The 24,711-nt window shown below is 62.1% G+C and carries 24 protein-coding genes and 1 tRNA gene; 14 read left to right on the top strand and 11 right to left on the bottom strand.

Annotated features, from left to right (window positions below):
• Nucleotides 1-76 precede the first annotated feature (76 nt).
• A complete protein-coding gene (locus TX80_RS08165) occupies nt 77-997 on the bottom strand; it encodes a complex I NDUFA9 subunit family protein (protein ID WP_049922621.1) in 921 nt (306 codons plus the stop codon).
• A 146-nt stretch (nt 998-1,143) separates the two neighbouring features.
• On the opposite strand from TX80_RS08165, the gene tmk reads away from it, so the two are divergent.
• On the top strand, nt 1,144-1,770 hold the full coding sequence (tmk, locus tag TX80_RS08160; protein WP_049922620.1) for a dTMP kinase: 627 nt from the start codon (nt 1,144-1,146) through the stop codon (nt 1,768-1,770).
• Between the two features lie 45 nt (nt 1,771-1,815).
• Here tmk and TX80_RS08155 read toward each other — a convergent pair whose 3' ends face one another.
• Nucleotides 1,816-2,046: an Lrp/AsnC family transcriptional regulator gene (locus TX80_RS08155; protein WP_049922619.1), complete on the bottom strand. Its 231-nt coding sequence runs from the start codon at nt 2,044-2,046 to the stop codon at nt 1,816-1,818.
• Nucleotides 2,047-2,414: 368 nt separating this feature from the next.
• On the opposite strand from TX80_RS08155, the gene TX80_RS08150 reads away from it, so the two are divergent.
• The 3 genes from TX80_RS08150 (at nt 2,415) to TX80_RS08140 (ending at nt 4,001) form a co-directional block, all read left to right on the top strand.
• A complete protein-coding gene (locus tag TX80_RS08150; RefSeq protein ID WP_049922618.1) occupies nt 2,415-3,119 on the top strand; it encodes a DUF2270 domain-containing protein in 705 nt (234 codons plus the stop codon).
• A gap of 150 nt (nt 3,120-3,269) precedes the next feature.
• Nucleotides 3,270-3,542, top strand: a complete 273-nt coding sequence (locus tag TX80_RS08145) for a hypothetical protein (protein ID WP_049922617.1) — start codon at nt 3,270-3,272, stop codon at nt 3,540-3,542.
• Between the two features lie 231 nt (nt 3,543-3,773).
• Nucleotides 3,774-4,001: a ribbon-helix-helix domain-containing protein gene (locus tag TX80_RS08140; RefSeq protein ID WP_049922616.1), complete on the top strand. Its 228-nt coding sequence runs from the start codon at nt 3,774-3,776 to the stop codon at nt 3,999-4,001.
• A 301-nt stretch (nt 4,002-4,302) separates the two neighbouring features.
• On the opposite strand, the gene TX80_RS18575 is transcribed toward TX80_RS08140, so the two are convergent.
• Nucleotides 4,303-5,025, bottom strand: coding sequence for an alpha/beta fold hydrolase (locus TX80_RS18575; protein WP_081661512.1), 723 nt, complete (start codon nt 5,023-5,025; stop codon nt 4,303-4,305).
• Between the two features lie 655 nt (nt 5,026-5,680).
• On the opposite strand from TX80_RS18575, the gene TX80_RS08125 reads away from it, so the two are divergent.
• Complete coding sequence (locus TX80_RS08125) at nt 5,681-6,928, top strand: hypothetical protein (RefSeq protein ID WP_154658608.1); 1,248 nt, start codon at nt 5,681-5,683, stop codon at nt 6,926-6,928.
• Here TX80_RS08125 and TX80_RS08120 read toward each other — a convergent pair.
• Nucleotides 6,915-7,613 carry a hypothetical protein gene (locus TX80_RS08120; protein WP_154658607.1) on the bottom strand — a complete coding sequence of 233 codons (699 nt, stop codon included), beginning with the start codon at nt 7,611-7,613 and terminating at the stop codon, nt 6,915-6,917. The genes TX80_RS08125 and TX80_RS08120 overlap by 14 nt on opposite strands.
• Nucleotides 7,614-8,481: 868 nt before the next feature.
• Here TX80_RS08120 and TX80_RS08115 point away from each other — a divergent pair.
• The 3 genes from TX80_RS08115 to TX80_RS08105 all read left to right on the top strand — a co-directional run bounded on the left by TX80_RS08115 (nt 8,482) and on the right by TX80_RS08105 (nt 11,399).
• Nucleotides 8,482-9,765 carry a cation:proton antiporter domain-containing protein gene (locus tag TX80_RS08115; protein ID WP_049922611.1) on the top strand — a complete coding sequence of 428 codons (1,284 nt, stop codon included), beginning with the start codon at nt 8,482-8,484 and terminating at the stop codon, nt 9,763-9,765.
• A 6-nt stretch (nt 9,766-9,771) separates the two neighbouring features.
• Nucleotides 9,772-10,407 (top strand): potassium transporter TrkG, encoded by a 636-nt coding sequence (locus tag TX80_RS08110; RefSeq protein WP_049922610.1) that lies wholly within the window; start codon nt 9,772-9,774, stop codon nt 10,405-10,407.
• Nucleotides 10,408-10,526: 119 nt separating this feature from the next.
• On the top strand, nt 10,527-11,399 hold the full coding sequence (locus tag TX80_RS08105) for a universal stress protein (protein ID WP_049922609.1): 873 nt from the start codon (nt 10,527-10,529) through the stop codon (nt 11,397-11,399).
• Nucleotides 11,400-11,429: 30 nt separating this feature from the next.
• Here the strand turns inward: TX80_RS08105 and TX80_RS08100 are convergent, their stop codons facing one another.
• Together TX80_RS08100 and TX80_RS08095 are read right to left on the bottom strand one after the other, a co-directional pair.
• Complete coding sequence (locus TX80_RS08100) at nt 11,430-12,488, bottom strand: CNNM domain-containing protein (protein ID WP_049922608.1); 1,059 nt, start codon at nt 12,486-12,488, stop codon at nt 11,430-11,432.
• Between the two features lie 323 nt (nt 12,489-12,811).
• A tRNA-Ile gene (locus TX80_RS08095) sits at nt 12,812-12,919 on the bottom strand.
• A 119-nt stretch (nt 12,920-13,038) separates the two neighbouring features.
• Between TX80_RS08095 and TX80_RS08090 the strand changes: the two genes are divergently transcribed.
• On the top strand, nt 13,039-13,350 hold the full coding sequence (locus TX80_RS08090) for a DUF7091 family protein (RefSeq protein WP_049922607.1): 312 nt from the start codon (nt 13,039-13,041) through the stop codon (nt 13,348-13,350).
• A 10-nt stretch (nt 13,351-13,360) separates the two neighbouring features.
• Here the strand turns inward: TX80_RS08090 and TX80_RS08085 are convergent, their stop codons facing one another.
• From TX80_RS08085 to TX80_RS08070, 4 genes are read right to left on the bottom strand one after another with little or no spacing between them, the layout of a single operon-like run.
• Nucleotides 13,361-13,564, bottom strand: a complete 204-nt coding sequence (locus TX80_RS08085; protein ID WP_049922606.1) for a hypothetical protein — start codon at nt 13,562-13,564, stop codon at nt 13,361-13,363.
• Nucleotides 13,564-15,357: a b(o/a)3-type cytochrome-c oxidase subunit 1 gene (locus TX80_RS08080; protein ID WP_049923193.1), complete on the bottom strand. Its 1,794-nt coding sequence runs from the start codon at nt 15,355-15,357 to the stop codon at nt 13,564-13,566. Before TX80_RS08080 ends, TX80_RS08085 begins: the two co-directional genes overlap by 1 nt.
• Complete coding sequence (locus tag TX80_RS08075) at nt 15,350-16,174, bottom strand: cytochrome c oxidase subunit II (RefSeq protein WP_049922605.1); 825 nt, start codon at nt 16,172-16,174, stop codon at nt 15,350-15,352. The genes TX80_RS08080 and TX80_RS08075 overlap by 8 nt, the downstream gene beginning before the upstream one ends.
• Nucleotides 16,171-16,368: a hypothetical protein gene (locus tag TX80_RS08070; protein ID WP_049922604.1), complete on the bottom strand. Its 198-nt coding sequence runs from the start codon at nt 16,366-16,368 to the stop codon at nt 16,171-16,173. The genes TX80_RS08075 and TX80_RS08070 overlap by 4 nt, the downstream gene beginning before the upstream one ends.
• Before the next feature lie 100 nt (nt 16,369-16,468).
• Here TX80_RS08070 and TX80_RS08065 point away from each other — a divergent pair, with 100 nt between their 5' ends.
• From TX80_RS08065 to TX80_RS08055, 3 genes are read left to right on the top strand one after another with little or no spacing between them, the layout of a single operon-like run.
• A complete protein-coding gene (locus tag TX80_RS08065) occupies nt 16,469-16,675 on the top strand; it encodes a hypothetical protein (RefSeq protein WP_049922603.1) in 207 nt (68 codons plus the stop codon).
• Between the two features lie 6 nt (nt 16,676-16,681).
• A complete protein-coding gene (locus tag TX80_RS08060) occupies nt 16,682-17,524 on the top strand; it encodes a sulfite exporter TauE/SafE family protein (RefSeq protein WP_081661510.1) in 843 nt (280 codons plus the stop codon).
• 16 nt (nt 17,525-17,540) lie between these two features.
• Nucleotides 17,541-20,030, top strand: a complete 2,490-nt coding sequence (locus TX80_RS08055) for a heavy metal translocating P-type ATPase (RefSeq protein ID WP_049922602.1) — start codon at nt 17,541-17,543, stop codon at nt 20,028-20,030.
• An 8-nt stretch (nt 20,031-20,038) separates the two neighbouring features.
• On the opposite strand, the gene TX80_RS08050 is transcribed toward TX80_RS08055, so the two are convergent.
• Complete coding sequence (locus TX80_RS08050; protein WP_049922601.1) at nt 20,039-20,290, bottom strand: CDGSH iron-sulfur domain-containing protein; 252 nt, start codon at nt 20,288-20,290, stop codon at nt 20,039-20,041.
• A 127-nt stretch (nt 20,291-20,417) separates the two neighbouring features.
• Here TX80_RS08050 and TX80_RS08045 point away from each other — a divergent pair, with 127 nt between their 5' ends.
• Together TX80_RS08045 and TX80_RS08040 are read left to right on the top strand one after the other, a co-directional pair.
• Nucleotides 20,418-20,711: a DUF7521 family protein gene (locus tag TX80_RS08045; protein WP_049922600.1), complete on the top strand. Its 294-nt coding sequence runs from the start codon at nt 20,418-20,420 to the stop codon at nt 20,709-20,711.
• Nucleotides 20,712-20,826: 115 nt separating this feature from the next.
• Nucleotides 20,827-24,606 (top strand): Eco57I restriction-modification methylase domain-containing protein, encoded by a 3,780-nt coding sequence (locus tag TX80_RS08040; RefSeq protein WP_049922599.1) that lies wholly within the window; start codon nt 20,827-20,829, stop codon nt 24,604-24,606.
• The last annotated feature ends 105 nt before the right edge of the window (nt 24,607-24,711 follow it).

The following is a 24,711-nucleotide window of genomic DNA, read 5'->3' as shown; positions in this document are numbered from 1 at the left end:
ACGGGTTATCTCGTCAGTACGATCTCGTTTTAAAATAAGTCAATGGGCGGCATCGGTCGGTGGCGACGATCACCGATCACGCCGTCGACCGGTCCGTGTGTCGAGAGTCAGCCGGAGACCCCTCGAGATACGATCTCAGCGTCGTTAGGTCGGCTTCCTCGAGTCCGAAGGCAGTTACGTCGTTGTCCGCGACGGTGTTGTCAAACGTTAGCGAGCGAGCCTGATCCGCCCCGAAGGGGACGAACGGAAGCGGATCGGCCGCGGTCAGCCCGAGTTTCGCGACCGCCATAGGGACCGGCAGGATCGTCACCGATCGGCCGTCGGCCTCGTAGGCCAGTTCCGTGACGTCCGCAAGCGTCACGATCTGCGGGCCGGCCACTTCGTAGGTCCGGCCGACGTGGTCGTCGCCCTCGAGTGCGTCCGCGAGCATCGGGACGAGATCGCCGACCCAGATCGGCTGAAAACGGGTCTTGCCGCCGCCCGGAAGTCCGGTCACGTAGGGTGTCGTCAACCGTTTTGCAAACGAGACGAACTCGCCGCCGTCGCCGAACACGACCGACGGGCGAAAGATCGTCCACTCGAGGTTCGAGTCCGTGACGACGGCTTCGGCCTTTCCTTTCGCCCGGATGTAGTCGGTTTCACCGTCGGGATCGGCACCGAGCGCGCTCATCTGGAGGAACCGCTCGACGTCGGCGTCTTCGGCGACGCGAACGAGGTTCTCCGTACCGCCCAGGTGGACCGTCTCGTGGTCGGCTCCGCCACGCGGCTGATACAGCGGCGAGAGCGCGACGAGGTTGACGACGGCATCGTGACCGGCGACGGCGTCGGCGATCGAGTCGGGCGCGCTCACATCCCCCATCGCCGCTGTGACGCCGGACGGAAGGTCGCTGTCGTTCGGATCGCGGGACAGCGCCGTCACCTCGTGCCCGCGGTCGTGCAGTTCGGCACACAGGTTCGTCCCGATGAAACCGGTACCGCCAGCGACGAGGACCTTCATAGTTACAGCATGGGTTCGAACCGATAAATAACTACTCTCCGCGTCGACGGCCGATCGATCGCACGGACGGCCGCTCCGCTCCCGACGCGGGAATCCGACCGATCGAATAAGTCAAACCCTTGTACTCGCTTCGTGGACGTACTCCTATGCTCGTCACGCTCGAGGGGTTAGATGGGAGCGGCAAAACGACGGTCTGGGAGGCCTTACAGGAGGTCTACCCGGAGGCACGGTTTACGCGGGAGCCGACGAATTCGTGGTACGGCGACGTCGTCTATCGATCGATCGACGACGACGACGCCGATCCGCTCGCGGAACTGTTCCTGTATACGGCCGACCACGCGGACCACCTCTCGCGGGTGATCGACCCCGCCCTCGATCGGGGCGACCTCGTGATCTCGGATCGATACGCCGACTCCCGGTTTGCCTACCAAGGGGCAACGCTCGCCGCCGACGACCGACACGACCTCGACGATCCGCTCGAGTACGTCGTCGAGGTGCATCGCGCGTTCTCGATCGAACCCGACCTGACGGTCTTTCTCGACGTCGATCCCGAAACGGCCGCGGAGCGTGCGGGGACGACCAACAAGTTCGAGCGCGCCGAGTACCTCGAGTCGGTCCAAACGAACTACGAACGGCTCATCGAGCGCGACCCCGACCGGTTCGTCCGCGTCGACGCGACGCAGCCGCCGGCGGCGGTACTCGAGCGAGTTAAAGACGCCGTCGCGAGAGCACTCGATGACGCCGAAACCGGACCTGCACCCTCACAGGAGTAGCCGTCGATCCACCGGGCCATGGGGTGCACATGGCCGCGCCACCTCTCAATCCATCGCGATGTACGTCTTCGTGTCGGTGACCCCCTCGAGTCCCTGCACTCCCGACGAGACGGCTCTGAGAATCTCGTAGACCTCCTCGGTGTCGACTTCGGCGATGATGTCGTAGTTACCGGCGACGATGTGGGCGTCGGCTACCGGGTCGATCCCCTCGATATCCGCGAGCAGTCCCTCGGATTTTCCGGCAGCCGTCTTGACCATGATAAACGCGTGAACCATCGTACGGTGGTGTGTTACAGTTTCACACGACTAAAGCCTTTGCCCGGGTGGTCTGACCCCATCAGAAACGGGAAACGGACTCCAGCGCTAACACGGAGAACACCACCGAGAACGGATGGGAAGGTGTACGAATGAAGGTACGTATCGTCGGGCGAACAGTTCGTCGAACTCGATTTCGGACAAGGAGCCGGCTGGGAGTCCGAGCACGCTGTTGAGAAGGTCTAACCACCTACGAACCACAGACTCCCGTCGAACTTTGTTCGTAACGTTGGCTGCCCCTCGCTGCTGAGCTCGAGCGAGGGTTCGAGAGCGCCCGCGTGAGACTCAGGCGGCTTCTATGATGCCGGACGGTGAACTATCCACCGACGATGGCTCAGCAGTCAGCAAAAGACATCGATCCCACGGACGCGGACCATCGCGAACTGGGTGACGGACTTCTCGAGGAAGAGATGGGGCCGAGTTCCTCGATGGCCCATCTCTATCGAGGTGAGATCCACCGGATGAAGTTCTGGCGCGAACGACTGGACCGAACATCGAACTGGGCAGTCCTCGTCATGAGTGGCGTCCTCACGTGGGGCTTTTCCGGGAGTAGTCGCCCACACTATATTCTCTTGCTCGGGACGGCAGCGCTCGTCGCCTTCTTGGTGATGGAGGCACAGCGGTACCGTGGCTATGATCTGTGGCGTGGCCGCGTTCGGACGCTTCAGCGAAACGTCTTCGCGTACGGACTGGACCCGTCCGCCGGTCTCGAGGAACCAGCGTGGCGGAAAAAGCTGAGCGAAGACTACCGAACACCGGTGATTAAGATCTCCAGAGAGGAAGCGATTGCACATCGTCTCCGACGGATTTACTTGCTTCTCTTTACGGTGATGCTGGGGGCGTGGCTGATTCACGTTACTACCTACTCACCGACACAATGGCCGTCGAGTGCAGCTATCGGTTCGATACCTGGTCACGTCATCACCGGTCTCCTCGGTGTCCTGTATCTCACGGCCGTTGTCATCGCCGTGCGACCGCGGACGTGGCAGGCCGAGGACGAACTCCATTCGCGGGATATCGGGAAGTATCGATGACCGAAAATTCGGTCGATACCGCAGGGAAGCCGCTATTCGTCCGCTTCGATTCGACACCACGTACTCGCTAGCCGCTGACCCGGGACCGGAGTACCGTACGAAAGCATATTCAAGGGACGGGTTGAGGTGCTCCGCGGGAGTCGATCCCGTATGGGCGAGACACCAGACATCGAGAAAACCGAACCCGAAGACGACTATATCCACGTTCGGTTTCGAGATCCGGACCGATACGACGAGATCCGAACCCCGGACTGGGCGGAGAAGCCGGCGGAATCGGTCTCCGAAGGAAGCGAAGTACGCACTGGGCACGTCGAAGGGGAAGACGACTGGGAGGTCACCAGTGTGCTGATCGAAACGCACGTCGGCGAAGAGAAGGCCGAAGAGCAAGCTCGAGAGATCGTCGAAAAAATCGAATCGCAGTAGAACCCATGGAACTTCGATTCTAGACCTGTCTCACACCTTCAGTCGTGCCTGCGGTGAGTTCCCTCGCTCGATTCGAACGGAATCGGGACGTTTTACTTCCACCGTGCTATGCGAGCCCTTATCACCGATCGGGCCGTTTCTCCCCCGTGAGCTTCGGCGATTTCACCGCACCGAACCCTGTCCGAAAAACGGGAGCCAGTGAAGCGAGCCATACCCAACAGGGATCCAAAGATGTCGCGTAGGTGCCCCCCTCGTTCGGACGACCCGTCCGAGAGCGATCGCTCTCGGTTGGAACGCGGACGGACACTCAGTCGCGTAACGTTCCGGACGACCGACGAGCAACTCGCAGCGGTCGACTCGCTCGTCGAGGCAGGCACCTACCACAATCGGAGCGAAGTGATCCGAGCGGCGCTCCGACAATTACTCGAGCAGGAACCAGAGACCGGCGATCATCGCTAGCGTCTCTTGGAGCCGAAACCGGAGAAAACGTCCCGGCGACACGGGCCGATCCTCTTACCCATCAACGAACGGGACGGAGCGTCGCCGCTCGAGAGTCGAGCAACGATCGATCGGGGAACGCGAGTATCGGCGTCACCGTCCCAGTCGCTTTTGAACGGTACGTCGAAGTTCCGCGCCAGTCTCGACGGCATCGATCAGCCCCCGCAACAGGCTGTTGTACGCTGCCGGTCGTTCTACGAAGGCAATATGTCCAGTTCGTTCGACGGTACAAAACAGGCCCTCGGGTACTCGCTTGGCTGTTTCACGTATCGCTGCTGCCGGAACGATCCGGTCCGTGGATAACTAACGTGGGGACGTCGATACTGTCCGTCTCCTCGCGTCCATCACACCCCCAGAACGCCCCGGTGACCGTCTTCCAAGCGGACCGACGACGTGGCATCAGATTCGATTTGAGAAAGTCCTCGGTGACGCATTTCGGCGTCGTTTCGTGACAGCACACCGACTCTACCAAGCGACGGAAAAGAACCCCATCGACCGGTAATTTGTAGAGCCGTGACGCGAGAACGGCTCGGAGAAGCGGCCCCTCCCACGACGGTGTGAGATCCTGATCACCTCCAGCGTGGAGGGCAAGACCAGCTACCGAGTGCCGTTTGGCGTACTCGATAGCGATGGCAGTACCGTAGCTATGACCGTGGAGGATCGAACTCGCGATAGCTAGCTCTTCCAGAAGGCGATCCAGATCGGCCACGTGCCCCGCAACCGATTGTTCCGACCGATTCGAGGAGTTTCCGTTACCGGCCAGTAAGTATGTTACTACCCCACGGGAGCCACTGAACGCGTCCAACTGCGGATAGGGATTCCAGAGCGATCCCAGATCGCCGTGCACGAACACGATTTCGGGTTTCGTTCCGGGAGCGTACAGCGATTCAAGCGTTACAGCGTCGGATATCTGGCGGCGTTCCGGCGAAGGGACTGCTGTTCGAGCTCGATATACGAAGACGGGTATTCCGACCCCACCACCCATGTATAAAATACACTATACTGTGTAAATAACGCATGGGCCGGATAACGATACGCTCATCCATCGACTCAACTCCGCTCGTGGGTCGTAGAAAACCGTTCCCAGAAACTCGTCCGGAGCAGTCGCTCCGGCGTCGTGTTCGGCCGTGAGTCGGTCGGAAGCTTGATGATGTGGACCTTCGATCCCCCGCTAGTTGACAGGGAGACAGCAGTCATCGTGGAGGAGAGAGGTCCCGTCTTGCTGCCATGTCGAAATGCGGGAAGGATAGTACTCACACCGTTCATCGACGAAAAACTGCTTCTGGAGTTGGACTGTGAATACCTACCGAAACCGTAGTACTGCGCTCCGTTTGTCGTGTTTCTCAATGGCTGTAAGGACCGTTTCACTGCTTCGGCACCCTGTAAGGGTGCTCGTGGACTATCGCGCTGAGAGCAAGGTATCGACGGGGGTCAATATTCCGGGATCAACCGAGCAGAGGGTTAGGTGAGCCGTAATGGGTGACGACCAGCAACCGAGTAGAGGGTTCTTTCTCCTATCTAAAGTGAAATGATTTCAAATTAGTATCTGGATTGTCGCAAGGTGTGTGATATTGAGTTGTGAGTATTCCACCGTTCGTAATTGTATATTTATATATAAATATTAGTTAATGATATTACTGATGGACGGTGATGTTAATCCGCCGCTTCAGATCATGACCACGAAAGACACCAGCGAGCTTGCTCGAATGGGGCGTCGACGGTTCGTGAACGCACTCGCGTCACTTGGCATTTCAGGTGTGACGCTGAACTACATGTCGCAGGAGACACTTGCAAAGGAGACCGATAATCTCGGTGACGAAGTTCCGTATGTGGCCTACCTCGCTAACAATAATCCGGAGGCAGAATACGAAGATGCAGATAGGAACGGGCGGGCACCGATTTATCGAACGTTAGAGTTCGATAAGTGGGTCGAGATCGAAAGTATTCACAATGCCGCTCGAAAACTCAATCAGGAACTCTCGGAGCGGTTTGAAGACGGGGAATTCCTGTTAAGCAGCGTCAGTTCCACTGTTTCCGGTCATCGACGGAAGCTAGTTGTGACTGCACAGTACACGACGATCGAGACAGCGACCGGGGAAACACTGGAACCAAGTATCTCATACGAGGAGTTCGTTGATTCCCTTTCAGTGGAGATAGAAGGAGGAGTTGGTCGAGACGAGTACACTCACCAGCGAATCTTCGACGTTGAGCCGAAAAAAGTTACGCGTACCCAAACTGCTCATTTCGATTCGGAATATCGGCCGGTTCCGGGTGGCTGCCAAGCGACAAAGAAAATCGACGAGACAAGTGCCGAAGTGATGACAACTGCGACACCCGTGTATGATTCCGAAGATAACGATCAACAGCTAGTTACTTCTGGACACGGGCTACTGAGTACTGATTCGGACGAAGTCTATCAGCCACTTCCCGACGATCAGTTTGGGACCACCGGCGAGGCTATAGCAGAATCGGCATTCGATGCTGGAATTGTCGATACTGATAGCTACACCCATGACATTGCTAATTCAAGCGGCGGGACCGAAGGCTGGCCGATCGATGGTATCGTCACGTGGGACTCGATAAAGTCTCACGTGGATGACACCGACTACGAACTTACCGTTCAAGGCAGATCGACGGGCCGAGAAACCGGATACATTTACGATACCGCAACCGGCAGTGCGTCCTATCAGAAGGCTTTCGGCGTGTCCGATACTGCCAAGAAAGGGGATTCAGGCGGCCCTGCATTCCGAAAGACGACGGATTCCTACGGAAACGACTGGACATATATCGCCGGCGTTATCGGCTGGCAGGGTGAGCAAGACACGACCGTCTGTACAGCCATGGAAGCAGTCGAAGACAAATTCGATGTCTATATCAAATCTCACTAGATATATTTGTTTCTGTGCCAATACTTATCGTCTTGTCATCGCGTATTTCAACCTCGAGTTTTAGATCAATCGGTATCTCATCGTGATCCGAGGATATCTCGCCTTTCCGTATTTTCTGCTCGTCCACGAATTCGTATGTTCCAGACGAGAAGCACTGATCATCGTCTTCAGCAAGAAGGGTGTACTCCCGACTGATCGTCTCGTCCGGTGTGAGTTCCTGCATCCGCATAGTCTGTGACCGTACTGTACCCTCATATTCGACAGTCCAGCACCCGTCACTCGTCGATGGGATCAGTGGAACGTCGAGCGGGTTGCCGTCGCCATCTGTTGGTGTGATCCAATCCCTCTTATCGGGAATGAGAAACAGCTCCGGTTCGTCCCCTTCGTGACTGGATTTTATCTCCGTGAATGGGAGAATCGGTCCACCGGAAAGCGTGATCCGTTCATCGCTTCTGTTGGTGACCGAGAGCTGTATCTTGGCAGGATGGTGCTCGGTACGCTGTTCGAGAACGGTAGCTTCGAAATCGAGGTCGTCCGTTGCCAGACTCATCTCTTCCGTCGGGTCGCCTGTAGCTTTGTGTTTGTCATCGGGTGATTCGGATCGGGAATCAGTTTGGGCAGTACAACCTGCAGTAGCCCCAAGAACGGCTGTGCTGGCTACGTACAGAACGGTTCGTCGCTGCATCGTATCCCGCAATTCGAACCCGCGGAACAAGTGCTTTCGGTGCAGTGAAAGAGAAATTTTACCAAATATATAGTTGAAATTTTAGTAAATATGACCATGTTCTACAGGCTGAGTAGGGCGAGTGCCTCGGGGTTTGACCCTGAGGGTGAAGCCCGTCAAAGGGAGTAACTTCCCCTCTCTCGTATCGTAGTTTAACGACCGTGACGTGGGTGAAAGACCGTAATCCGAAGCGGTCGTTCGGAGGTTTGGCAATGCGACTCCTCTCAACACCCTGCTACGGCAGGTGAGACGGGAGTTGTCGGGTCGTGGTGGAGCGACCGACCCTCACGGCCACCAGCGAGGTGTTCGGGTGTTAATGCCAACCGACCTCAACGGGGAAGGTCGAGGGGAAGTAAATTCGCCTGCGTCCGCCCGCCTATTTCTGGGCGCTCGGACAAAACGGTGAAGCCTCGGGGCTTGTCCCCGAGGTACTTCACAAAGTACGTCTGATTACCAGGGCCACTGAGACAGCCACCCCGTTGGAACAGACCAGTCCAACTGTGCGAACTCAAATAGTGAAGGGGTATCAACATCGGTCCCGAGTCGGGCGACGTAGGGGCACAGCGATACCGACGGGAGGGTGGGGCCTGCGCCGACGGTGGCTTCTCGTCTGCGTGAACGGGCGAACCGCTCTCCAGATCGCATCTACGCGGCCGGAATCGAGGGCGAGCTGAGTTTCCCATCGGGATCATGGGTCTATCATTGCGGGATACCTTGTGGTAGAGTACGACGCTCGCAGGCCGAACTCCTATCTCAACGCTTGGAGAACCAACCGACTGGCCCTGTTTCAGACGGAAGGGCTGGTCGACTCGCGTCCGGAGCCGACATCATGCAAGAACTGAACATCGCGCTCGTCACGATTGGCGGATTAACGCTGGTGTTGAGTCTCGTTGCAGGGTTGATTCGAAGCAAGGTCTACTTCCTCTCAGAGCCCCTAGCAGCGTTGATACTAGGGATCGTTATCGGTCCCCTCGGGCTGGGGCTGATCCGCCTCTCCGACTGGGCCGATCCGTTTACGATTCTGGAACAGTTTGCCCGATTGACCGTTGGGCTCGCCGTCATGGGCGCTGCGCTCCGACTTCCCCAACGATACTTCCGGAAGCACACGCGGTCGATGGCTGTCGTTCTCGTTCCCGGAATGATCGGGATGTGGTTAGTCAGCGGTGGTCTCGTCTACCTCATCCTAGACGTCCCGCTCTGGATAGCACTGCTCATCGGTGCGATCGTCACACCCACGGATCCGGTTCTCGCTGGAACGATCGTTACGGGTCACACGGCAGCACAGTACATCCCGGCGCCGATCCGAAACCTCCTCACCGGCGAGTCAGGGGCTAACGATGGATTGGCGTATCCCCTCGTCTTCTTCCCACTCCTCGTTCTCCAGTATCCGCCCCAACGGGTGCTCTCCGAGTGGTTGCTCTCGGCGCTCCTCTGGGAAGTCGGCGCCGCGGTCTTCGTCGGTGCAGTTGTCGGCGCCGCTGCCGGTTGGATCGAGCGCGAATCTCGAAACCATGACTTCCTCGAGGAGACATCGCTGCTGAGCGTGACCGTCGCCCTTACGTTCGCCGTACTGGGCGGAGTCAAGTTACTGGGAAGCGACGGCATTCTCGCAGCCTTCGCTGCCGGGCTTTTGTTCAATCAGTTCGCCGATGCTACCGATGAAGCCGATGAGCAGAAGGTACAGGAAACGGTGCTTCGTCTATTTACGTTTCCTATCTTCGTGTTTTTCGGTCTCGAGCTGCCGGTCGACCAATGGGTTTCGTTAGGATGGGCGGGCATTGTCCTCGCAGCCGGAATACTGCTCCTACGGCGGATACCAATGATGGTGGTGTTCCGTCAGGTGGTTCCCTCAGTTCAGAGTGACCGAGACGCGTTATTCGCGGGATGGTTCGGCCCGATCGGGATCGCAGCGCTGTTCTACGCAACTGTCGCCCACCGAATACTTGGTGCCGAAATCATCTGGAGTACGGCCAGCCTTGTCATTGCGAGTTCAGTGTTGGTCCACGGGATCACGGCTACGCCGGTTACGAAATTGTACGGGAACGTGATCGACCGCGTGCAGCCAGAGTCGTCGGACGGAACCGACCAATCATCAGTGTTTACGGAAGGGTAACATCTGGTGAAGGCGATCTCGATGAGCGAGTCTCTGAAGTGGTATACCCTGATCGGTTATAATCTGGGAAGGGCCCTGATCAGATTCGCTGCCGTAATCTTGAGTCTAGTCCCCGTCTCAATTCTCTGGGGAGAGTTTTACGCGATTCCCGGTGAACTGCTCTCGGTGATGATCGTCTATGGTATCGGCTGGGCTCTCTCACGAGGGGGAAGTGAAACGGCGGACCCGTCCACTGCGGAGGTTCTTGCATCTGCGGCTGCTATTTGGCTCGCCGTCGGTCTCCTCAGCGCACTGCCGTTCCGCTTTATCGCCGAAACGATCGCCCTCAACCCGGAATTCCTTGCGACCCCATTATTGAACCCAACACTTCGCGCGTTCCGTTCGCTCGATACCGCCGTCTTTGAAGCCTTTAGCGGGATCACTGGAACCGGCCTCACTGTGACTCGAGATTCGAGCGCCCTTCCGGCGACGTTGCAGTGGTGGCGGTCGTTGCTACAGTGGTTGGGTGGCATCGGGGTTATCGTCCTGATCCTCGTGTTCATCAGACAGTCCAACGGTGGCGTCCTTGATCAGTACTACCAACAGCGTTCGCCGTTGGGACGGACCGGTATTGATCTCTCGGACGGTGAAGAAACAACCTGAAATCGAGGGGGAACGGCACGACAACGACACGGATGGCGGTCCGGTCATCCGCTGCTGGCAGGCCATACCGATCGCTCGAGCCGGGATAGTGATATGTGACTCCGTACCGAACAACCCGTATGATTGATTTCGTTCTCGTTCCCGTTGACGGCAGCGAGCCGGCGACCGCCGCGCTCGACTACGCGCTCGATATCGCGGCCACTCATGGGGCAACGGTACAGTTACTGTACGTCGCAAACACAAACAAACCGAGTCTCACGCAGTACGAGGGCTCCGTCGTCGACGTCCTCGAACAGGAGGGAGAAGACGTCCTCTCGGACGCACGCGAACGAGCGACAAAGCAAGACATCCCCATCACTGACGATCTCGTTCAGGGAGATCCGCGAGAGGCGATCGTCGACGCGGCGGCACCCGATTTCGTCGATCTCGTCGTCATGGGGACACACGGCAGAGACAGCCTCGAGAAATACGTCCTCGGGAGCGTCACGGAACACGTCGTTAACGCGTGCGAATCCCCCGTCCTCGCGGTTCGGACGGACGAGGACGCGAGGCAACCGTACCCCTACGCTGACGTTCTCGTCCCGACCGACGGAAGCGATAGCGCACGGAAGGCGCTGGAATTCGCCGCCGAGATCGCGACGCGCTACGGCGCGACACTCCATCTCCTGTCGATCGTCGACGAACCTACACTCGGAGCCGCAGTCGGCTCTTCACCGGTACGCGATCAACTCGAAGACAACGCTCGGGAACGTGTAGCCAGCGAAGCGGCACTCGTGAGGGAAGCGGGCGGCGACGACGTCGAGACGATGGTCAAAACGGGAGCAGTGCCGGAGACGGTCCGCTCGTTCGCGGCCGACGTCGATGCCGACCTCATAGTGATGGGAACGCACGGGCGAACCGGGCTTGACGAACGATTTCTGGGGTCGACCACGGAGCGGGTGCTTCGAACGGCACCGGTTCCCGTTCTGACGATCGGCGTCGCTGAGGGGTGAGTCGCTGGATGGAACGATAACCGTACTGTGTCAAGCAGTTCGTTCCTGGTCGAGCGGATCTTCGATATCGCCCATAACCGCTTCTAAGAGATCGGTAACGGTTATCAACCCAACGGCCTCGCCATCTTCGATCACGAGTGCGAGTTCCTGCCGTTCGGTCTGGAACTGATCGATCGCATCGCTTACGTCCGTATCAGGGGATACCGTCATCGGTGGGGCGGCTACGTCCGTGAAATCGATACTGCCGTCGGCTAATCCCGCACGATGTCTGACGAGGCTCGGTGTATACACGATACCACGGAAGTCAGTGAGGGTGTCGCCAACGAGCGGGTATCGCGTATGAGGGCGTTCTTCCATTTTTCGAACGTTTTCTTCCGAGTTCACTTCGGTAGAGAGCGCGACGATCTCATCGGGAGACACCATCAATTCGCCGACGGGCTGTTCACCGATCCGAAGCGCGTTCATCACTTCTTCGCGACGTTCATCGGGAAGATCGCCTTCCTCGAGAATAGAGCCGAGCCGATTGCGAAGGTCGGCTCGCGATTCGATGACTTCTCGTTCGGTTTCGCGCCACGCACCGGTCATCTCGATACCGAATAGTCCGAGCGTTGCCTTTGCGACCCAGTCGCCGAACGTAATTGCCGGTGCAAGCAGTTTCGCAAACCAGTACAGCGGCCGCGCGCCGTATCGGCAGACCTGCTTCGACCGTTCGACGCCGAGGTACGTCGGTGTCTGTTCCCCGTGTGTGAGATGAACAAGGTTGATGAGAGCGAACCCGAGCACCGATCCGGCGCCGGCCGACGCGAGGAACGTATTCGCGAACAATGGTTCGAACAGGGCTGCCAATCCGGGTTCGGCCACGATCCCGAGTGCGATACTCGTCCCAGAAATCCAGATCTGACACGTCGTCAGATAGAACTCGAGGTCGTCCGTCATCTCCCAAGCAAGCTGGAGCCCGGGGGTATTGAACTCTGATTCAGGATACTGCCGAGCGCGTGTGAGTCCGAACTCGATCGCAACGAAGTAGGCGTTTAATCCGATAAGAATGACACCAGCCAGTATTCGTCCACCGATCTCGAGCGAGTTCATCGCCGACGTATTCTTTCGCGGCTCATAAATCAGTACATGTGCTGTGTCCCTCGGGAGCAGTCAGACTCACTCGGGACGACGTACTGCGCCCTGCATCTCGTTTCGCCACTCCTGCGAGGCCGCCACGTCGTTCGAAGACCAATTGGAGAACTGGCTTCAAAGGGTCAGCAACCGGAGACGGCACGACGACAGTGACCGCCGTCGAAGGGCTGGATAAACTCCAACCCCGGCTCGAGCGTCACTCACTACCCGAGTCTCGAAAATATGGGATACAGGTGCTGTATAGTGGAGAGCCATCGGCTCAGAAGCGTACAGTTTCTGGATGGGCCCTGACGGATTCGAACCATCGACCACTCGGTATCCCACACGGCCGCATGCGGACGCGATCGTGTTATGAGCCGAGCGCTCTTACCGGACTGAGCTAAGGGCCCGCTATTTGGGGAAACACAGGGCCTGTAGTTAACCCTTACTCTCCGTCTCGCAGCGGGTGCCGAACGCACACCGTTCCCGGCGACGGGCCTATGTGGCTCGCGACCGAACCGAAGCGGTAATGACCGATCGGCGTCGGCTCGAGCGGTTTCTGCGCTCGACGCTCCGGAACGCGGGCGAGCAGTACGAGCAGGTACGCGGGACGACCGACGAGCAACTCGAGGAGGCACGCCGGGCGTATCAGGGCGCAAAGAACGCCCGCAGCCTTCCGAGCGACGAGGCGGGGCGAGTGAAGATCGTTTGCCGGCGGTACGCCGAACGGCGTGCGGCGACACTCGACGAGCAGTACCGGCCGGCCTGTTACGAGGCGGACCATCCCGACTGCGAGGGCTGTACGGAGGACGTCCGCAACGGGCGGATCGAAACCTGGTAACCTGTCGCGCCTACCGCGAACCGGACGGACTGGTCTCGCCGTTCTGGGGCCACATCGCCCAGGCGAGGAGCGCAAGCAGTATTGCGAGGGCGATGCCGACCGATTCGAGGACGGTCAGTTCGACGTTGACCCAGGCGAGCACCGTCCGGAGTTCGACGAGGAACGGCAGGGTAAGCGCGAAGACGACGAGCAGCGTCCCCTTGGAGGTACGCATTATCGGATCACCTCGGTGATAACGGGGATCGACTGCATCGCCTCGCCGGCGGACTCGAGCGCGGCGGTCCCGAGGTGTTCGAACGCGAACGCGAGCGTCGGCATGGTTTCGATGCTGACCGGGATCGGGTTGATGTCGGGGCCGAACAGGCCGCCGCGCTGGATGATGCTCAACAGCGGGAAGCTGTAGGCAAAGACCACGAGCACGACCGCGATAGCCGTCCAGAGTTTGAGGTTGTCGAGGACGAGCGGTGCGTCTTCGGGGCCGGAGAGCGCCTCCGCGTAGCGGTTCGCGGGGAGGTCGTCGCTCCGGCCGTTGAACGCCGTCCCGATCACGTTCAGCAGGAACAGGGCGAGCGAGAGCCCGAGGAACGCCCCGCCCAGCGCGATCTGAGCGTTGAGTTCGCCGACGGAACCGACGGCCGCGTCGAAGGTCACGCCGTCGTACTGCGGTTCGGCCGTCCGGCGCGGGACGCCGAGTAGTCCGGCGCGGTGCATCGCGTTGGACATGAACGTCATCCCGACGAACCAGAGCACGACCTGCACGAGCGCGACCGAGCGGTTCCACAGTTCCTTGCCGGTCACCTGTGGCAGGAACCAGTAGGTGACGGCCATGAACGTCAGGGCGACGGCGGTACCCACGGTGAGGTGGAAGTGGCCGACGACCCAGAACGTGTTGTGGACGAGGTAGTTGATGTTCATGCCGGCGTTGATCATCCCGGAGAAGCCGGCGGCGGCGAACATCAGGCCGGCCAGCGCCATCCCGGTAAAAACGGGATCGCGCCACGGGAGCGCTTTCAGCCAGCCGAAATACCCCTCACCGCCGCGCTGGCGAGCCCCGTGTTCCATGCTCGCGACGACGGTGAAGGCAGTCAAGAGACTCGGCAACAGCAGGAACATCGTGTTCGTCATCGCGATGAACTTGTACCCTTCCGCGATGCCGGGGTCGAGGTACTGGTGGTGGATACCGACCGGCGTCGACAACACCAGAAAGAGCACGAACACGACGCGGGCAAGCGGATCGCTAAACAGTTTCCCGCCCGAGAGCTTCGGCAGCATGATGTACCACATCATGTACGCCGGCATCAGCCAGAAGTAGACGACCGGATGCCCGAAGTACCAGAACAGCGTTCTGGTGAGCAGCGGGTTGACGGTGTCGATCAGGCCGAGCGACCACGGGAGCAGAAACGCGAGGATCGCGATGGCGACGCCGAGGCTCGAGAGGACCCAGAAGATGGTCGTCGTCAACACCATGAACGTCGGCAGCGGGATCCGTTCGTCCGGGTTGTCACGCCGCCAGGCGAGGAAGCTCCGGAACCAGTCGACGCCCGCGATCCACGTGCCGACGACGAACAGCGCGAGTCCCAGATAAAACAGCGGGTGGCCCTTCAGCGGCGCGTAGAAGGTAAACAGCACCGACGAACTCATGTCGATCGAGTCGGTGAAGCCGGCGAAGACCGGCACGATTGCCGTAATGGAGCCGAGTACCATCAGCCCGTACCAGCCCCACGAGAAGCGGAGATCCTCGAGCTCCCGGTCGAGACTGGTCGTCACTGCCCACGTGAAAATTCCCACGAGGAAGAAGATCGTGAACGTGATCGCGAGCAAGACCCCGTGAGCTGTGAGCACGGTGTAGTAGTCCGCAGAGTCGATAAACCGGTACACGTTCGTCCGGTGGAGCGTCTGGATGATGCCGAACAGTCCCCCCAGTGCGAGTGCCACGAACGAACTGTAAAACGCCGCACGGACGAGTTTCGCCTCGTCCGGGAAGTCGTCGATGTACGCGTTACTCATCGGCATCACCTCCGGCGGACTCGTCGGTGCTGTCGTCAGTCTCGTCTTCGAGTTCGTCGACGACCGTCACCGTTCCGCTCTCCTCGTAGCCGTCGACGGTGACCGTCCAGTCGTGCTCTCCCTCGCCGGGGTCCGTCGAGTCGAGCGTGAACGTCGTCTCGGCGGTTTCGTCGCCACCGACGGAGATGTCTTGCTCGCGCGTCTCGCCGTCGATCTCGAGCGTGACGGTCGTCTCGAGGTCCTCGAGCATCCCGTTCTCGACCGTGGCGTTGACCGTCGCGGTGTCGCCGATCGCGACTTCGTCGTCGGCCTCGACCGAGAGGTCGGTCATGTCGAACTCGTCTTCCGGGACGACGTGAAGTTGGCCCTCCATAGTGTGATGGCCCGGCCCGCAGTACTCACTGCAGACGATGCCGTACTCCTTCGGTTCGTCGAACTCGACGGTCATCTTCGACACCTCGCCCGGGAGGACCATCGTGTTGATGTTCGTCCCGGGGACGCTGAAGCTGTGTGTCACGTCGAAACTCGTCACGTAGAAGGTGACCGTGCTGTTTGCCGGCACTTCGATCGGATCGGGCTGGAACATGAACGTCTGTGCGATGACGGTGACCTCGTACTCGTTCTCGCCGACCTGTTCGACCCCGGGATCGCTGAACCGTTCGTCGTCGCCGAGGTTACTCGGGTTGACGGTTTCCTCCTGATCGCTGACCATCGCGATTCCGAGTCCGACCGATCCGTACGCGATCGTCGCGATGAAGCCGACGATCAACAGCATGGCCGCGACCAGCCACAGCTTCTCGTAGGTGTGGATGTTCATGCGAGCCCCCCCACCGCCAAGAAGCCGCTCACGACCGTCGGTCCGTTACCGAGGAACTCGACGAAGTACATGAAAAACCACAGGAACACCAAAATCAGGAAGTAAATCCCGATCAGCGCGAGCGTCCCTACGGGATCGTACTCGTCGTGTCCGATCTCTCGCGTTTGTGTTTGCGTTTCCACCGCTTTGCTCATACGGCGGTGTAGGGAAAGTCTCCCCTTAACCCATAGAGCCATTCCCAACCCGCAGGAACGGGGGTTATTATTTATATTCCGCTCGCCCGGAGACGCCCGTATGGAACTCGAGGAGCTTACGCCGCGGCACGCGCTGCCGTTCGGATTGCTGGCACTGGTGCCGCTCGCCCTGTACGGACTCGACAGTTCTCCGATCGCCGGCGTCGTCGCTACGACGAACGTCCTGATCATCATGGCCAGCCTCTACGTCGCGTTTCAGCCCGTTCCGGGACACCACGACCACGGCTCGAACGGCGCGTCGGTGTAACCGCACATGTTCAGTCTCGAGGTGCTGGCTTCGGCCCACGATCACGGAGGGAGTACGGCGGCCGCCGGGAACGCCGATCTGCTGGTGTTTCTGCTCGTCGGGCTGCTCGCGGGCGCACACTGTCTGGGGATGTGTGGTCCGTTGGTGAGCACGTACGCCGATCGGATGCGATCGCGAGGCGGCGACCACCGCGGCGGGACCGGCGTCGAGCGACGGGAGACGCTGTCGCTTTTCGAGGTCCGACAGCACGGCCTGTTCAACCTCGGCCGGACCGCAAGCTATGCGGCGCTTGGCGGCCTGTTCGGGCTGCTGGGCGGGCTCGCGATCACGTCGGCCGATGCCGTCACGGCCGTCGGCGACGCGGTCCGGGGAACGGTCGGCATCCTCGTCGGAATCGCGATCATCGCAAGCGGGTGCTACTACCTCCGGGGCCGGGCCGGTGTTCCGCACGGGCTCCCGCTGGTCGGCCCGCTCTTCCGGCGGCTCTCGGGGCTGCTCGCGAGCCGGGTCGACAGGCTCGCCGGCTCGCCCGGGATCGTCGGGCTCGGAGCGGTCCACGGGCTGCTTCCGTGTCCGATCATCTACCCGGCGTACCTCTATGCGTTCGCGCTCGGCGATCCGGTCCGGGGGGCGCTATCGCTTGCGGTGCTCGGGGTCGGAACGGTTCCGACGCTGTTCCTGTACGGAACGTTGCTTACATCGCTCGAGACGAACCACCGGGTCCGGCTTCACCGGGCACTCGGCGGCGCGTTTCTCGTCCTCGGCTACATCCCGTTACAACACGGGCTGATGCTGCACGGCGTCCACTCCCTCCCGCACCTTCCGGTCCCGTTCTACCAGCCGCTGTGACCACACCCACACACCGATGAATCGATCCTCCGCAAAGCCCGCATCCAACGAACGCGCCGCCGATTCCGGGTCCGCCGGAAACGAGTGTACGCTCTGTTCGTTTCCGACGCCGGCCGACCCGATCACCGCGGCCGACGTCGAGGGGCAGTTTTGCTGTCAGGGCTGTCTCGAGGTCCACCGGACGCTCGCGACCGTCGAGGACGCGGACGCCGAGGCGGTCCGGGAGCGCCTCGAGACCGACTCCAGCCTCGACGACCTGGAGGCCGACGGCGAGGAGACCTTCCTCGCCGTCGACGGCATGCACTGTTCGACCTGCGAGGCGTTTCTCGAGACGCGGGCGACCAACGCGGCGGGCGTGCTCGGGGCGGAAGCGAGTTACGCCACGGACACGCTACGGCTGGTGTACGATCCCGACGTCCGCGAGAAGGAGACGCTCGCGGATCTCGTCTCGGGATACGGATACGAAGCGCGCGACCGGGCGGCGGGACGCGACGAGGGGTCACGGGACGACGCGCTCGTGAAGTTCCTGATCGGCGGTGGGCTGTTCGGGATGATGGTGATGGTGTGGTACGCGGTCTTTCTGTATCCGACCTACTTCGGGTATCCGCCGCTCGCGGATTTCGGGGGGTATGACGGCTACTATCTGGTCGTGAACATCTGGCTCATGACGTCGTTCGTGCTCTTCTATACGGGGTATCCGATCCTGCGGGGGGCGTACGTGAGCCTGCGAGCCGGGATGCCGAACATGGATCTGCTCGTCTCGCTGGCCGCGGTAGGGGCCTACGCCTACAGCACGCTCGCGATGGTCCTCGGTCGGACGGACCTCTACTTCGACGTCTCGGTCGCGATCGTCCTCGTCGTGACGGCCGGTACCTACTACGAAGGACTGATCAAGCGCCGGGCGACGGGGCTGCTGTCCGATCTCACGGCGGCACAGGTCGACGAGGCCCGGCGGGCCGACACCGGCGAGACGGTCCCCCTGTCGGCAGTCGATCCCGGCGACCGACTCCTCGTTCGCCCCGGCGAGCGGGTGCCGCTCGACGGGACGATACGCGAGGGGCAAGCCGCGGTCGACGAATCGCTGATGACAGGCGAATCGCTCCCCGTCGAGAAAGCGCCCGGCGACCCGGTCCGCGGCGGCACCGTCGTCACGGACGCACCGCTGGTCGTCGAGGTCGGCGAGGAGGCCGAAAGCACCCACGACCGGCTGGTCTCGCTGCTCTGGTCGATCCAGAGCTCCCGGCCGGGCGTCCAGCGGCTCGCCGACAAACTCGCGACGATCTTCGTCCCGCTCGTCGTGGCGCTTGCCGTCGGCGTCACGGCCGGGCTGCTCGCGACCGGTTCGAGCCCCGGAACGGCGTTTCTCGTCGGTCTGACGGTCGTAATCGTCTCCTGTCCCTGCGCGCTGGGACTCGCGACGCCGCTTGCGATCGCGTCCGGGATACAGACGGCGGCGAAACGGGGGATCGTCGTCGCCGCGGAGACGATCTTCGAGGACGCACCCGACGTCGACGTCGTCGTGCTCGACAAGACGGGGACGCTCACCACGGGTGCGATGGCCGTCGAGTCGATCCACGTCGCAGATGTCGACGAAACCGGCCACGGTGACACGGCCGCGAGCGCGGAGTCGGACCGCGACGAGCCGACCCTCCTTCGGCACGCCGCGGCCGTCGAAGCACACTCGAAGCACCCGATCGGAACCGCTATCGTCGACGCCTGGTGTAAGCGGGAAGCAGTCGACGAGGGCGTGCCGGACGACGCCGCGAACGACGCTATCGGCGAGGTCGACGGCTTCGAACGACACGTCCGGGGGGTCAGCGGCCTCGTCGACGGCAACCGCGTCGTTGCCGGCCACCCCGACTGCTGTCGCGAACGGGGACAGACGATCCCCCCGACGCTCGAGTCGCGGATCGAACGGGCACGAGCCGACGGTAACGTCCCGGTCGTCGTCGGCTGGGACGGCCGTGCTCGCGGTGTGATCGTCGTCGGCGATACGCCGCGGGAACGCTGGCGAGAAACCGTCGAAACCCTCTCTTCGGACCGCGAAGTCGTCGTTCTCACCGGGGACGAGGGCGCGGCTGCGGACCGGTTCCGGGACGCCGTCGGCGTCGACGAGGTCTTCGCCGGCGTGCCGCCCGAGGCGAAAGCCGAAACGGTCCGGCGGCTTCGAAGCCGGGGCACCGTCGCGATGGTCGGCGACGGGAGCAACGACGCCCCCGCACTGGCCGCCGCGGACGTCGGGATCGCGATGGGGAGCGGGACCGAACTCGCGACCGACGCGGCCGACGCGGTAATCGTCGGCGACGACCTCGAGGCGGTGCCGGCGACGTTCGACATCGCGGCCGGGACGCACCGACGGATTCGCCAGAACCTCGGCTGGGCGTTCTGTTACAACGCGGTCGCGATTCCGCTTGCGGTCCTCGGGCTGTTGAACCCGCTATTTGCAGCCGTCGCGATGGCCGCAAGCAGCGCGCTCGTCGTGATCAACTCCGCGCGGTCGATCTGAACCCTCGGTTACTCGCCGGAGCACGCGGTGTCGTCGTCCTCGGCGGTGACGATCCGCTCGAGGACCCGTCGCTCGCTGTCCTCGTAGACGTAGGTCGTCCCCGGCTCTTCGTCTTCGGTTCGGCGGTGACTCCCGTCACAGAACGGAACGGACTCCGAAAGGCCACATTGACAGACCGCAATGTCACCCTTCTCGGGGTCGACGTCCGCCGGATCGAGCGTTCGTGGACCGGTTTCCTCGAGTTCGACGAGTCGCGTCATCGGTTGCCGTTCGGTCCGAACCGACGAAAACCTTCGCAGCCGTCGGTGACATCTGATCCGTTCGCTTCGGAATCCGACCGAACGTAAGCTACTTGACCGTCGTGCGTAATTTCGCTGATACCGGACGATGAGCCCCCACGCCGCAGGCACGATGACCGCGATCGCCCTCGCCATCGTCAAGACGCTGATCCTGCTCGTCGGCAGCGTCATCACGTTCTTCGCGTTCAGGGCCTACCGGCGCACGCGGCAGCCGGCGCTTGGCTATCTGACCGCCGGGTTCGGGCTCGTCACTCTCGGGCTGGTCTTTGCCGGGCTGCTCTATGAGATCCTTACGGTCCCGCTGCAACTGGGGATCCTGCTCGAGAGCCTGTTGACTCTCGGGGGCTTTCTCGTGATCGCCTACTCGCTGTATGTCACCTGAGAGGGAATCGGTCACCGTTCGTGACTACCCCCGAGCTACTTACCCACAGGACCGATAGTTGTGCGCTCGACACGAGTGGCACGGCACCCGGTACCGAGGCCGCCGGTCGTCGAACATGAACGAGGCCGCCGACTATCCGCGGACCCTCGATGCGACGCCGACAGCGAAAAGCCGCGGCACGGACGCGGGCGGGTACGGCTACGCGTTTCTCGCGAGCGCCGGGTATCTCCCGGACCCGAGTCGGGCCGAGGCGACGTACCTGCCCGGACACGACCTCGAGTACCTCGCCAGTACCGACGGTCTGGTTCGAGTCGGCTACTTCGAGTTCCCGCTGGCGTCGGTTCCGACCGAGACGCCCCGGCTGATCGTCCGGGCGCTCGCCCGCCGAACGCGGCTCCAGTATTTCTGGTTTTTCGATCCGGGCACCCGCGAAGTTCGCGCGTTCCGGACGTCTCGCCGCCCGGCCCGGTTTCGCTACGTTCCTGCCGCCCACACCGAGCACAAACGCGATGCACTCGAGCGGGCTCGGTCGGACCTCGACGCCGTGTTCGACGGGACAGCCGTCGTCGATCGGCTCGCCGACGACCTGCGAACGCACCGAGCGGCGCTCGCGGAGGCAGTGACCGGCGGCCGTGACTCCGGGACGGTCCCGACGGACCGGGTGAGACGGACCGTCGCGGGGCGGCTCATCGAACGGGTCCTCGTGTGTTATCTCCTCCTCGAGCGCGGACTCGTCGCCCCGGTCGACGGCGGGACCGCGACGGTTCCGGCCGCCCCTCGACTGGTACTCGAACGGCTTTTCCGGGACGGGGACGACATCGGGGCGATACTCCGGACGATCGTCGCCTCGCTCTCGAGCGGGCCGGACACGGTGACCGTTTCCGACTCGTTTCGGCTGCGGGTTCCGACGCTGGGGTGGACTCCCTTCCGGACGGCGCTCGAGACGACGGAACGCGGGGTCGACGATCGCGAAACGGACGCATCCGGCCGAACGGAAGCGATCGACGAGTCGGCACTCGTCGTCGAGGGATACGACTGGACCGAACTCCTCGCGGTCCTCGGGGAGTACGAGTGGCGACCCGGCGGAATCCAGCGCGATGTCGACACTGCGGACCACGCCGGTTCCGTCATGAACGCCGGAAGGGGCGACCACCGCGGGCGAATCACGCCGGCGGTGCTCGACGACCTGTACGATCGGGGAACTCTCGGCCCGACCGAACGCGAGGGCACCGGTCGAGACGACGGTCCGGACGGGAGGGACGATTCGCCGACCGACGAACGGGAGTCGACCGGGACACCGACGAGTCCGGCCGACGAGGTCGGGGCCTACTACACCGGCACCGAACTCACCTATTTCACGGTACGACGCGCGCTCTGGGCGGCGCTGTACGACCGGATCGAATCCGACTGCAAGACGGGGGTCGCTCCGTCCGCGATCCGGATCGACGACCTGCCGTCGCCGAACCGCGAGCGGCGTAACTGCCTCGAGCACGACCGGCGAGACGGGTTCGACGAACTCTACGAACGCTACGGGGACGACCGAGAGGTACTCGCGTACGTCGACTCGAAACTCCGGGATCTGACGGTCTGTGATCCCGCCGCTGGAACCGGGGCGTTCGTCCTCGCGGCCGCGAACGTCCTCTTCGAATGGCGGTCGATGTGTCGGCCCGACGCGGACGCCGCCGAGATCGGCTGTGGCATCGCCCGGTCGGTGTTCGGCGTTGATCTCCGCGATGACGCCGTCGAGCGCTGTCGACGGCGGCTGTGGCTCCGACTGGTGAGCCTGTGTCCGGTCACCGCCGACCGTCGGGACAGCTACACCACCGGCTGTTCGGGCGTCACCCTCCCGAATCTCACCGGGACCGTTCGATCGGGCAACAGCCTGCTCGGGTTCGTCGATCCGCCGTCCGGACGCGATCACCGGGAGCCGACCGACTCGAGGCCCCTCGAGGAACGACTCCGCGAGTACGGACACCGGCTTCGACGCAGCTATTCGGAAACCGGTCCCGACCGGACGACGCGGCGGCCCCTCGAGGAACGACGCGCCGAGCTGAAGCGGGTCCTCGATCGGCGATACGCCACGGCCCGGTGCGAGCGGGCGGACGGCTCGCCGCTTCGAGTGGACGATCGCGTTCGGACGGCGGCGGACGCCCGTCGGAGTCTCGAGGATGGCCGGGAACGGAACGATCGGGGCGGGTCCCGCGGAACCGACGGGTCGGGCGGTTCGCCGACCCTCGTCGTCGAGGTCCCCGAGGGGATTCCGGCTCCGGCCGAGACGGGCCTCGAAGCCATCGGGTTTACCACCTACACGTACCGTGCGCGACTCGAACAGCCCTCGAACGAACTCGATTCGGCAGCCCTCGGGGCGGTGTTCGACCGACTGGAGACGAGCGTCGCCGATCCGGAGGGGTGGTCCGTCCTGGTCGAACGCGAGTACGCTGGGCGTGACTTCAGGGCGGACGGACTCGATGCGCTTCACTGGCCGCTCGCGTTTCCACGGCCCGTTCTCGAGGACGGCGGCTTCGACGTCGTCGTCTCGAACCCGCCGTACGGAGCCGACGTCGCTCCGGAGGCGGAACCGATCGTGCGGTCGGAGACGAACTACGAGTGTCAGGGGGCGCGTGACACCTGTGAGTGGTTCCTCGAGCGAACGCTGCAGCTCGCTTGCGACCGCGGCGTCGTCGCCAACGTCGTCCCGAAGACCGTCGCGTTCTACCGATCCTGGGCGGCTATCCGGACGAAACTGCTCGCGAACACCTCGCTCGAACACGTCTTCGACGTGGGACTCGGGTTCGACGACGTCGATCTCGAGACGATCGTGATCGTGGGGCGGCTGGTCGACTCGGACGACGGCCACACCGCGAGAGCGGCGGCTCCCGCGACCGTTCATCGGAGCCGGGATCCACGTCGAGCCGACGAAAACGCGCCGGTCCACCTCGGTCGAGTCGATCAGCGGTTCATGCGGGACGCCGAAACGATCGCCTTCAGACCGATCGACGACGCTCAACGGGAGGTCCTGTCCCGAATCCGCTCGACCGATCGGCGGCTGGATGACGTCATCTCGGCGGCCGAACCGACGCGACAGCTGTACATCCCCGACAGCGAGAAAGAGCGCCTCGAACCGGGTCCCGACCCGTACATCGACAGGGTCCCCTGGGTCAGACCGTACCACCTGACCGGCGTCCGATACCTCGACCTCGGGGCGTACCGCGACGCCGTCAGGAGGTATGCCGTCCCGCGTGTCATGCTGAAAGTGTTACGGGGCTCCCGACTGCGAGCGTGGATCGATCCCACCGGAGCGGTCGTCGGAACCGAGAAGCTGGTGAGCGCGCCCCTCGAAGCGCACACACAGGCCGAAATCGCGTTCATCTACGCCGTGTTGAACCATCCGTTCGCGTCGTACTACCTCCAGAAGGTCGTCTTCTCGGAGACGACGGAGACGGCACGCGTCATGGACGGGCACTACTCCGCGTCGATTCCCGTCCCCGATCCGGATCCCACCACGACGGCTGCGGTCGCGCAACTCGTCTGGACGGTGACGCTTGCGACGCAGCTCGCACACGATCGGGCCGGCGGCGGGACGCTCGAACCGTCGATCGAGACGGTCACGAACGCGTTGCACGCCCTGCTTGCAGGGGTCTATCTCGAGGACGAGCGGACGCGTTCGCGCTGGGTTGCTCGTCTCGACCGATCGTGGCCGGACGAACGGACGGTTCGATCGCTCTTTACCGCGTTCTACGCCGAGCGGTTCGCAACGCGGCGCGGACGACCCGACGCGTACTGGACCGATATTCGCGACCTGCTCGAGTCGACGCGCGCCGTGACGGCGACCTGGGAGACCACCCGACTACTCGACGGACACGCGATGAATACGGTGATGGACGTGCTGGAATGACCGCGCCGGCGACGTTCGACGAGCCTCTCGCGATCGGCTGAGGAGACGACGACCGGGAGAAACGGACGGGGACGCGACCTGACGGATGGCAAGGCGAGTACTCAT

The organism is Halopiger djelfimassiliensis, assembly GCF_000455365.1.
GTDB classification, from domain to species: Archaea; Halobacteriota; Halobacteria; order Halobacteriales; family Natrialbaceae; genus Halopiger_B; species Halopiger_B djelfimassiliensis.
This window is presented reverse-complemented; position numbering and strand designations above follow the sequence as displayed.

Excerpts from the sequence above, each read along its gene's own strand:
- TX80_RS08120 (WP_154658607.1), bottom strand. The coding sequence starts at position 7,613 with ATGCAGCGACGAACCGTTCTGTACGTAGCCAGCACAGCCGTTCTTGGG.
- TX80_RS08055 (WP_049922602.1), top strand. The coding sequence starts at position 17,541 with ATGAATCGATCCTCCGCAAAGCCCGCATCCAACGAACGCGCCGCCGAT.
- TX80_RS08140 (WP_049922616.1), top strand. The coding sequence starts at position 3,774 with ATGTCGCGTAGGTGCCCCCCTCGTTCGGACGACCCGTCCGAGAGCGAT.
- TX80_RS08065 (WP_049922603.1), top strand. The coding sequence starts at position 16,469 with ATGGAACTCGAGGAGCTTACGCCGCGGCACGCGCTGCCGTTCGGATTG.
- TX80_RS18575 (WP_081661512.1), bottom strand. The coding sequence starts at position 5,025 with ATGGGTGGTGGGGTCGGAATACCCGTCTTCGTATATCGAGCTCGAACA.
- TX80_RS08090 (WP_049922607.1), top strand. The coding sequence starts at position 13,039 with ATGACCGATCGGCGTCGGCTCGAGCGGTTTCTGCGCTCGACGCTCCGG.
- TX80_RS08050 (WP_049922601.1), bottom strand. The coding sequence starts at position 20,290 with ATGACGCGACTCGTCGAACTCGAGGAAACCGGTCCACGAACGCTCGAT.
- TX80_RS08045 (WP_049922600.1), top strand. The coding sequence starts at position 20,418 with ATGAGCCCCCACGCCGCAGGCACGATGACCGCGATCGCCCTCGCCATC.
- TX80_RS08075 (WP_049922605.1), bottom strand. The coding sequence starts at position 16,174 with ATGAACATCCACACCTACGAGAAGCTGTGGCTGGTCGCGGCCATGCTG.
- TX80_RS08070 (WP_049922604.1), bottom strand. The coding sequence starts at position 16,368 with ATGAGCAAAGCGGTGGAAACGCAAACACAAACGCGAGAGATCGGACAC.
- TX80_RS08040 (WP_049922599.1), top strand. The coding sequence starts at position 20,827 with ATGAACGAGGCCGCCGACTATCCGCGGACCCTCGATGCGACGCCGACA.
- TX80_RS08150 (WP_049922618.1), top strand. The coding sequence starts at position 2,415 with ATGGCTCAGCAGTCAGCAAAAGACATCGATCCCACGGACGCGGACCAT.
- TX80_RS08080 (WP_049923193.1), bottom strand. The coding sequence starts at position 15,357 with ATGAGTAACGCGTACATCGACGACTTCCCGGACGAGGCGAAACTCGTC.
- TX80_RS08115 (WP_049922611.1), top strand. The coding sequence starts at position 8,482 with ATGCAAGAACTGAACATCGCGCTCGTCACGATTGGCGGATTAACGCTG.
- TX80_RS08145 (WP_049922617.1), top strand. The coding sequence starts at position 3,270 with ATGGGCGAGACACCAGACATCGAGAAAACCGAACCCGAAGACGACTAT.
- TX80_RS08060 (WP_081661510.1), top strand. The coding sequence starts at position 16,682 with ATGTTCAGTCTCGAGGTGCTGGCTTCGGCCCACGATCACGGAGGGAGT.
- TX80_RS08165 (WP_049922621.1), bottom strand. The coding sequence starts at position 997 with ATGAAGGTCCTCGTCGCTGGCGGTACCGGTTTCATCGGGACGAACCTG.
- TX80_RS08100 (WP_049922608.1), bottom strand. The coding sequence starts at position 12,488 with ATGAACTCGCTCGAGATCGGTGGACGAATACTGGCTGGTGTCATTCTT.
- TX80_RS08155 (WP_049922619.1), bottom strand. The coding sequence starts at position 2,046 with ATGGTTCACGCGTTTATCATGGTCAAGACGGCTGCCGGAAAATCCGAG.
- TX80_RS08085 (WP_049922606.1), bottom strand. The coding sequence starts at position 13,564 with ATGCGTACCTCCAAGGGGACGCTGCTCGTCGTCTTCGCGCTTACCCTG.
- TX80_RS08125 (WP_154658608.1), top strand. The coding sequence starts at position 5,681 with ATGGACGGTGATGTTAATCCGCCGCTTCAGATCATGACCACGAAAGAC.
- TX80_RS08105 (WP_049922609.1), top strand. The coding sequence starts at position 10,527 with ATGATTGATTTCGTTCTCGTTCCCGTTGACGGCAGCGAGCCGGCGACC.
- tmk (WP_049922620.1), top strand. The coding sequence starts at position 1,144 with ATGCTCGTCACGCTCGAGGGGTTAGATGGGAGCGGCAAAACGACGGTC.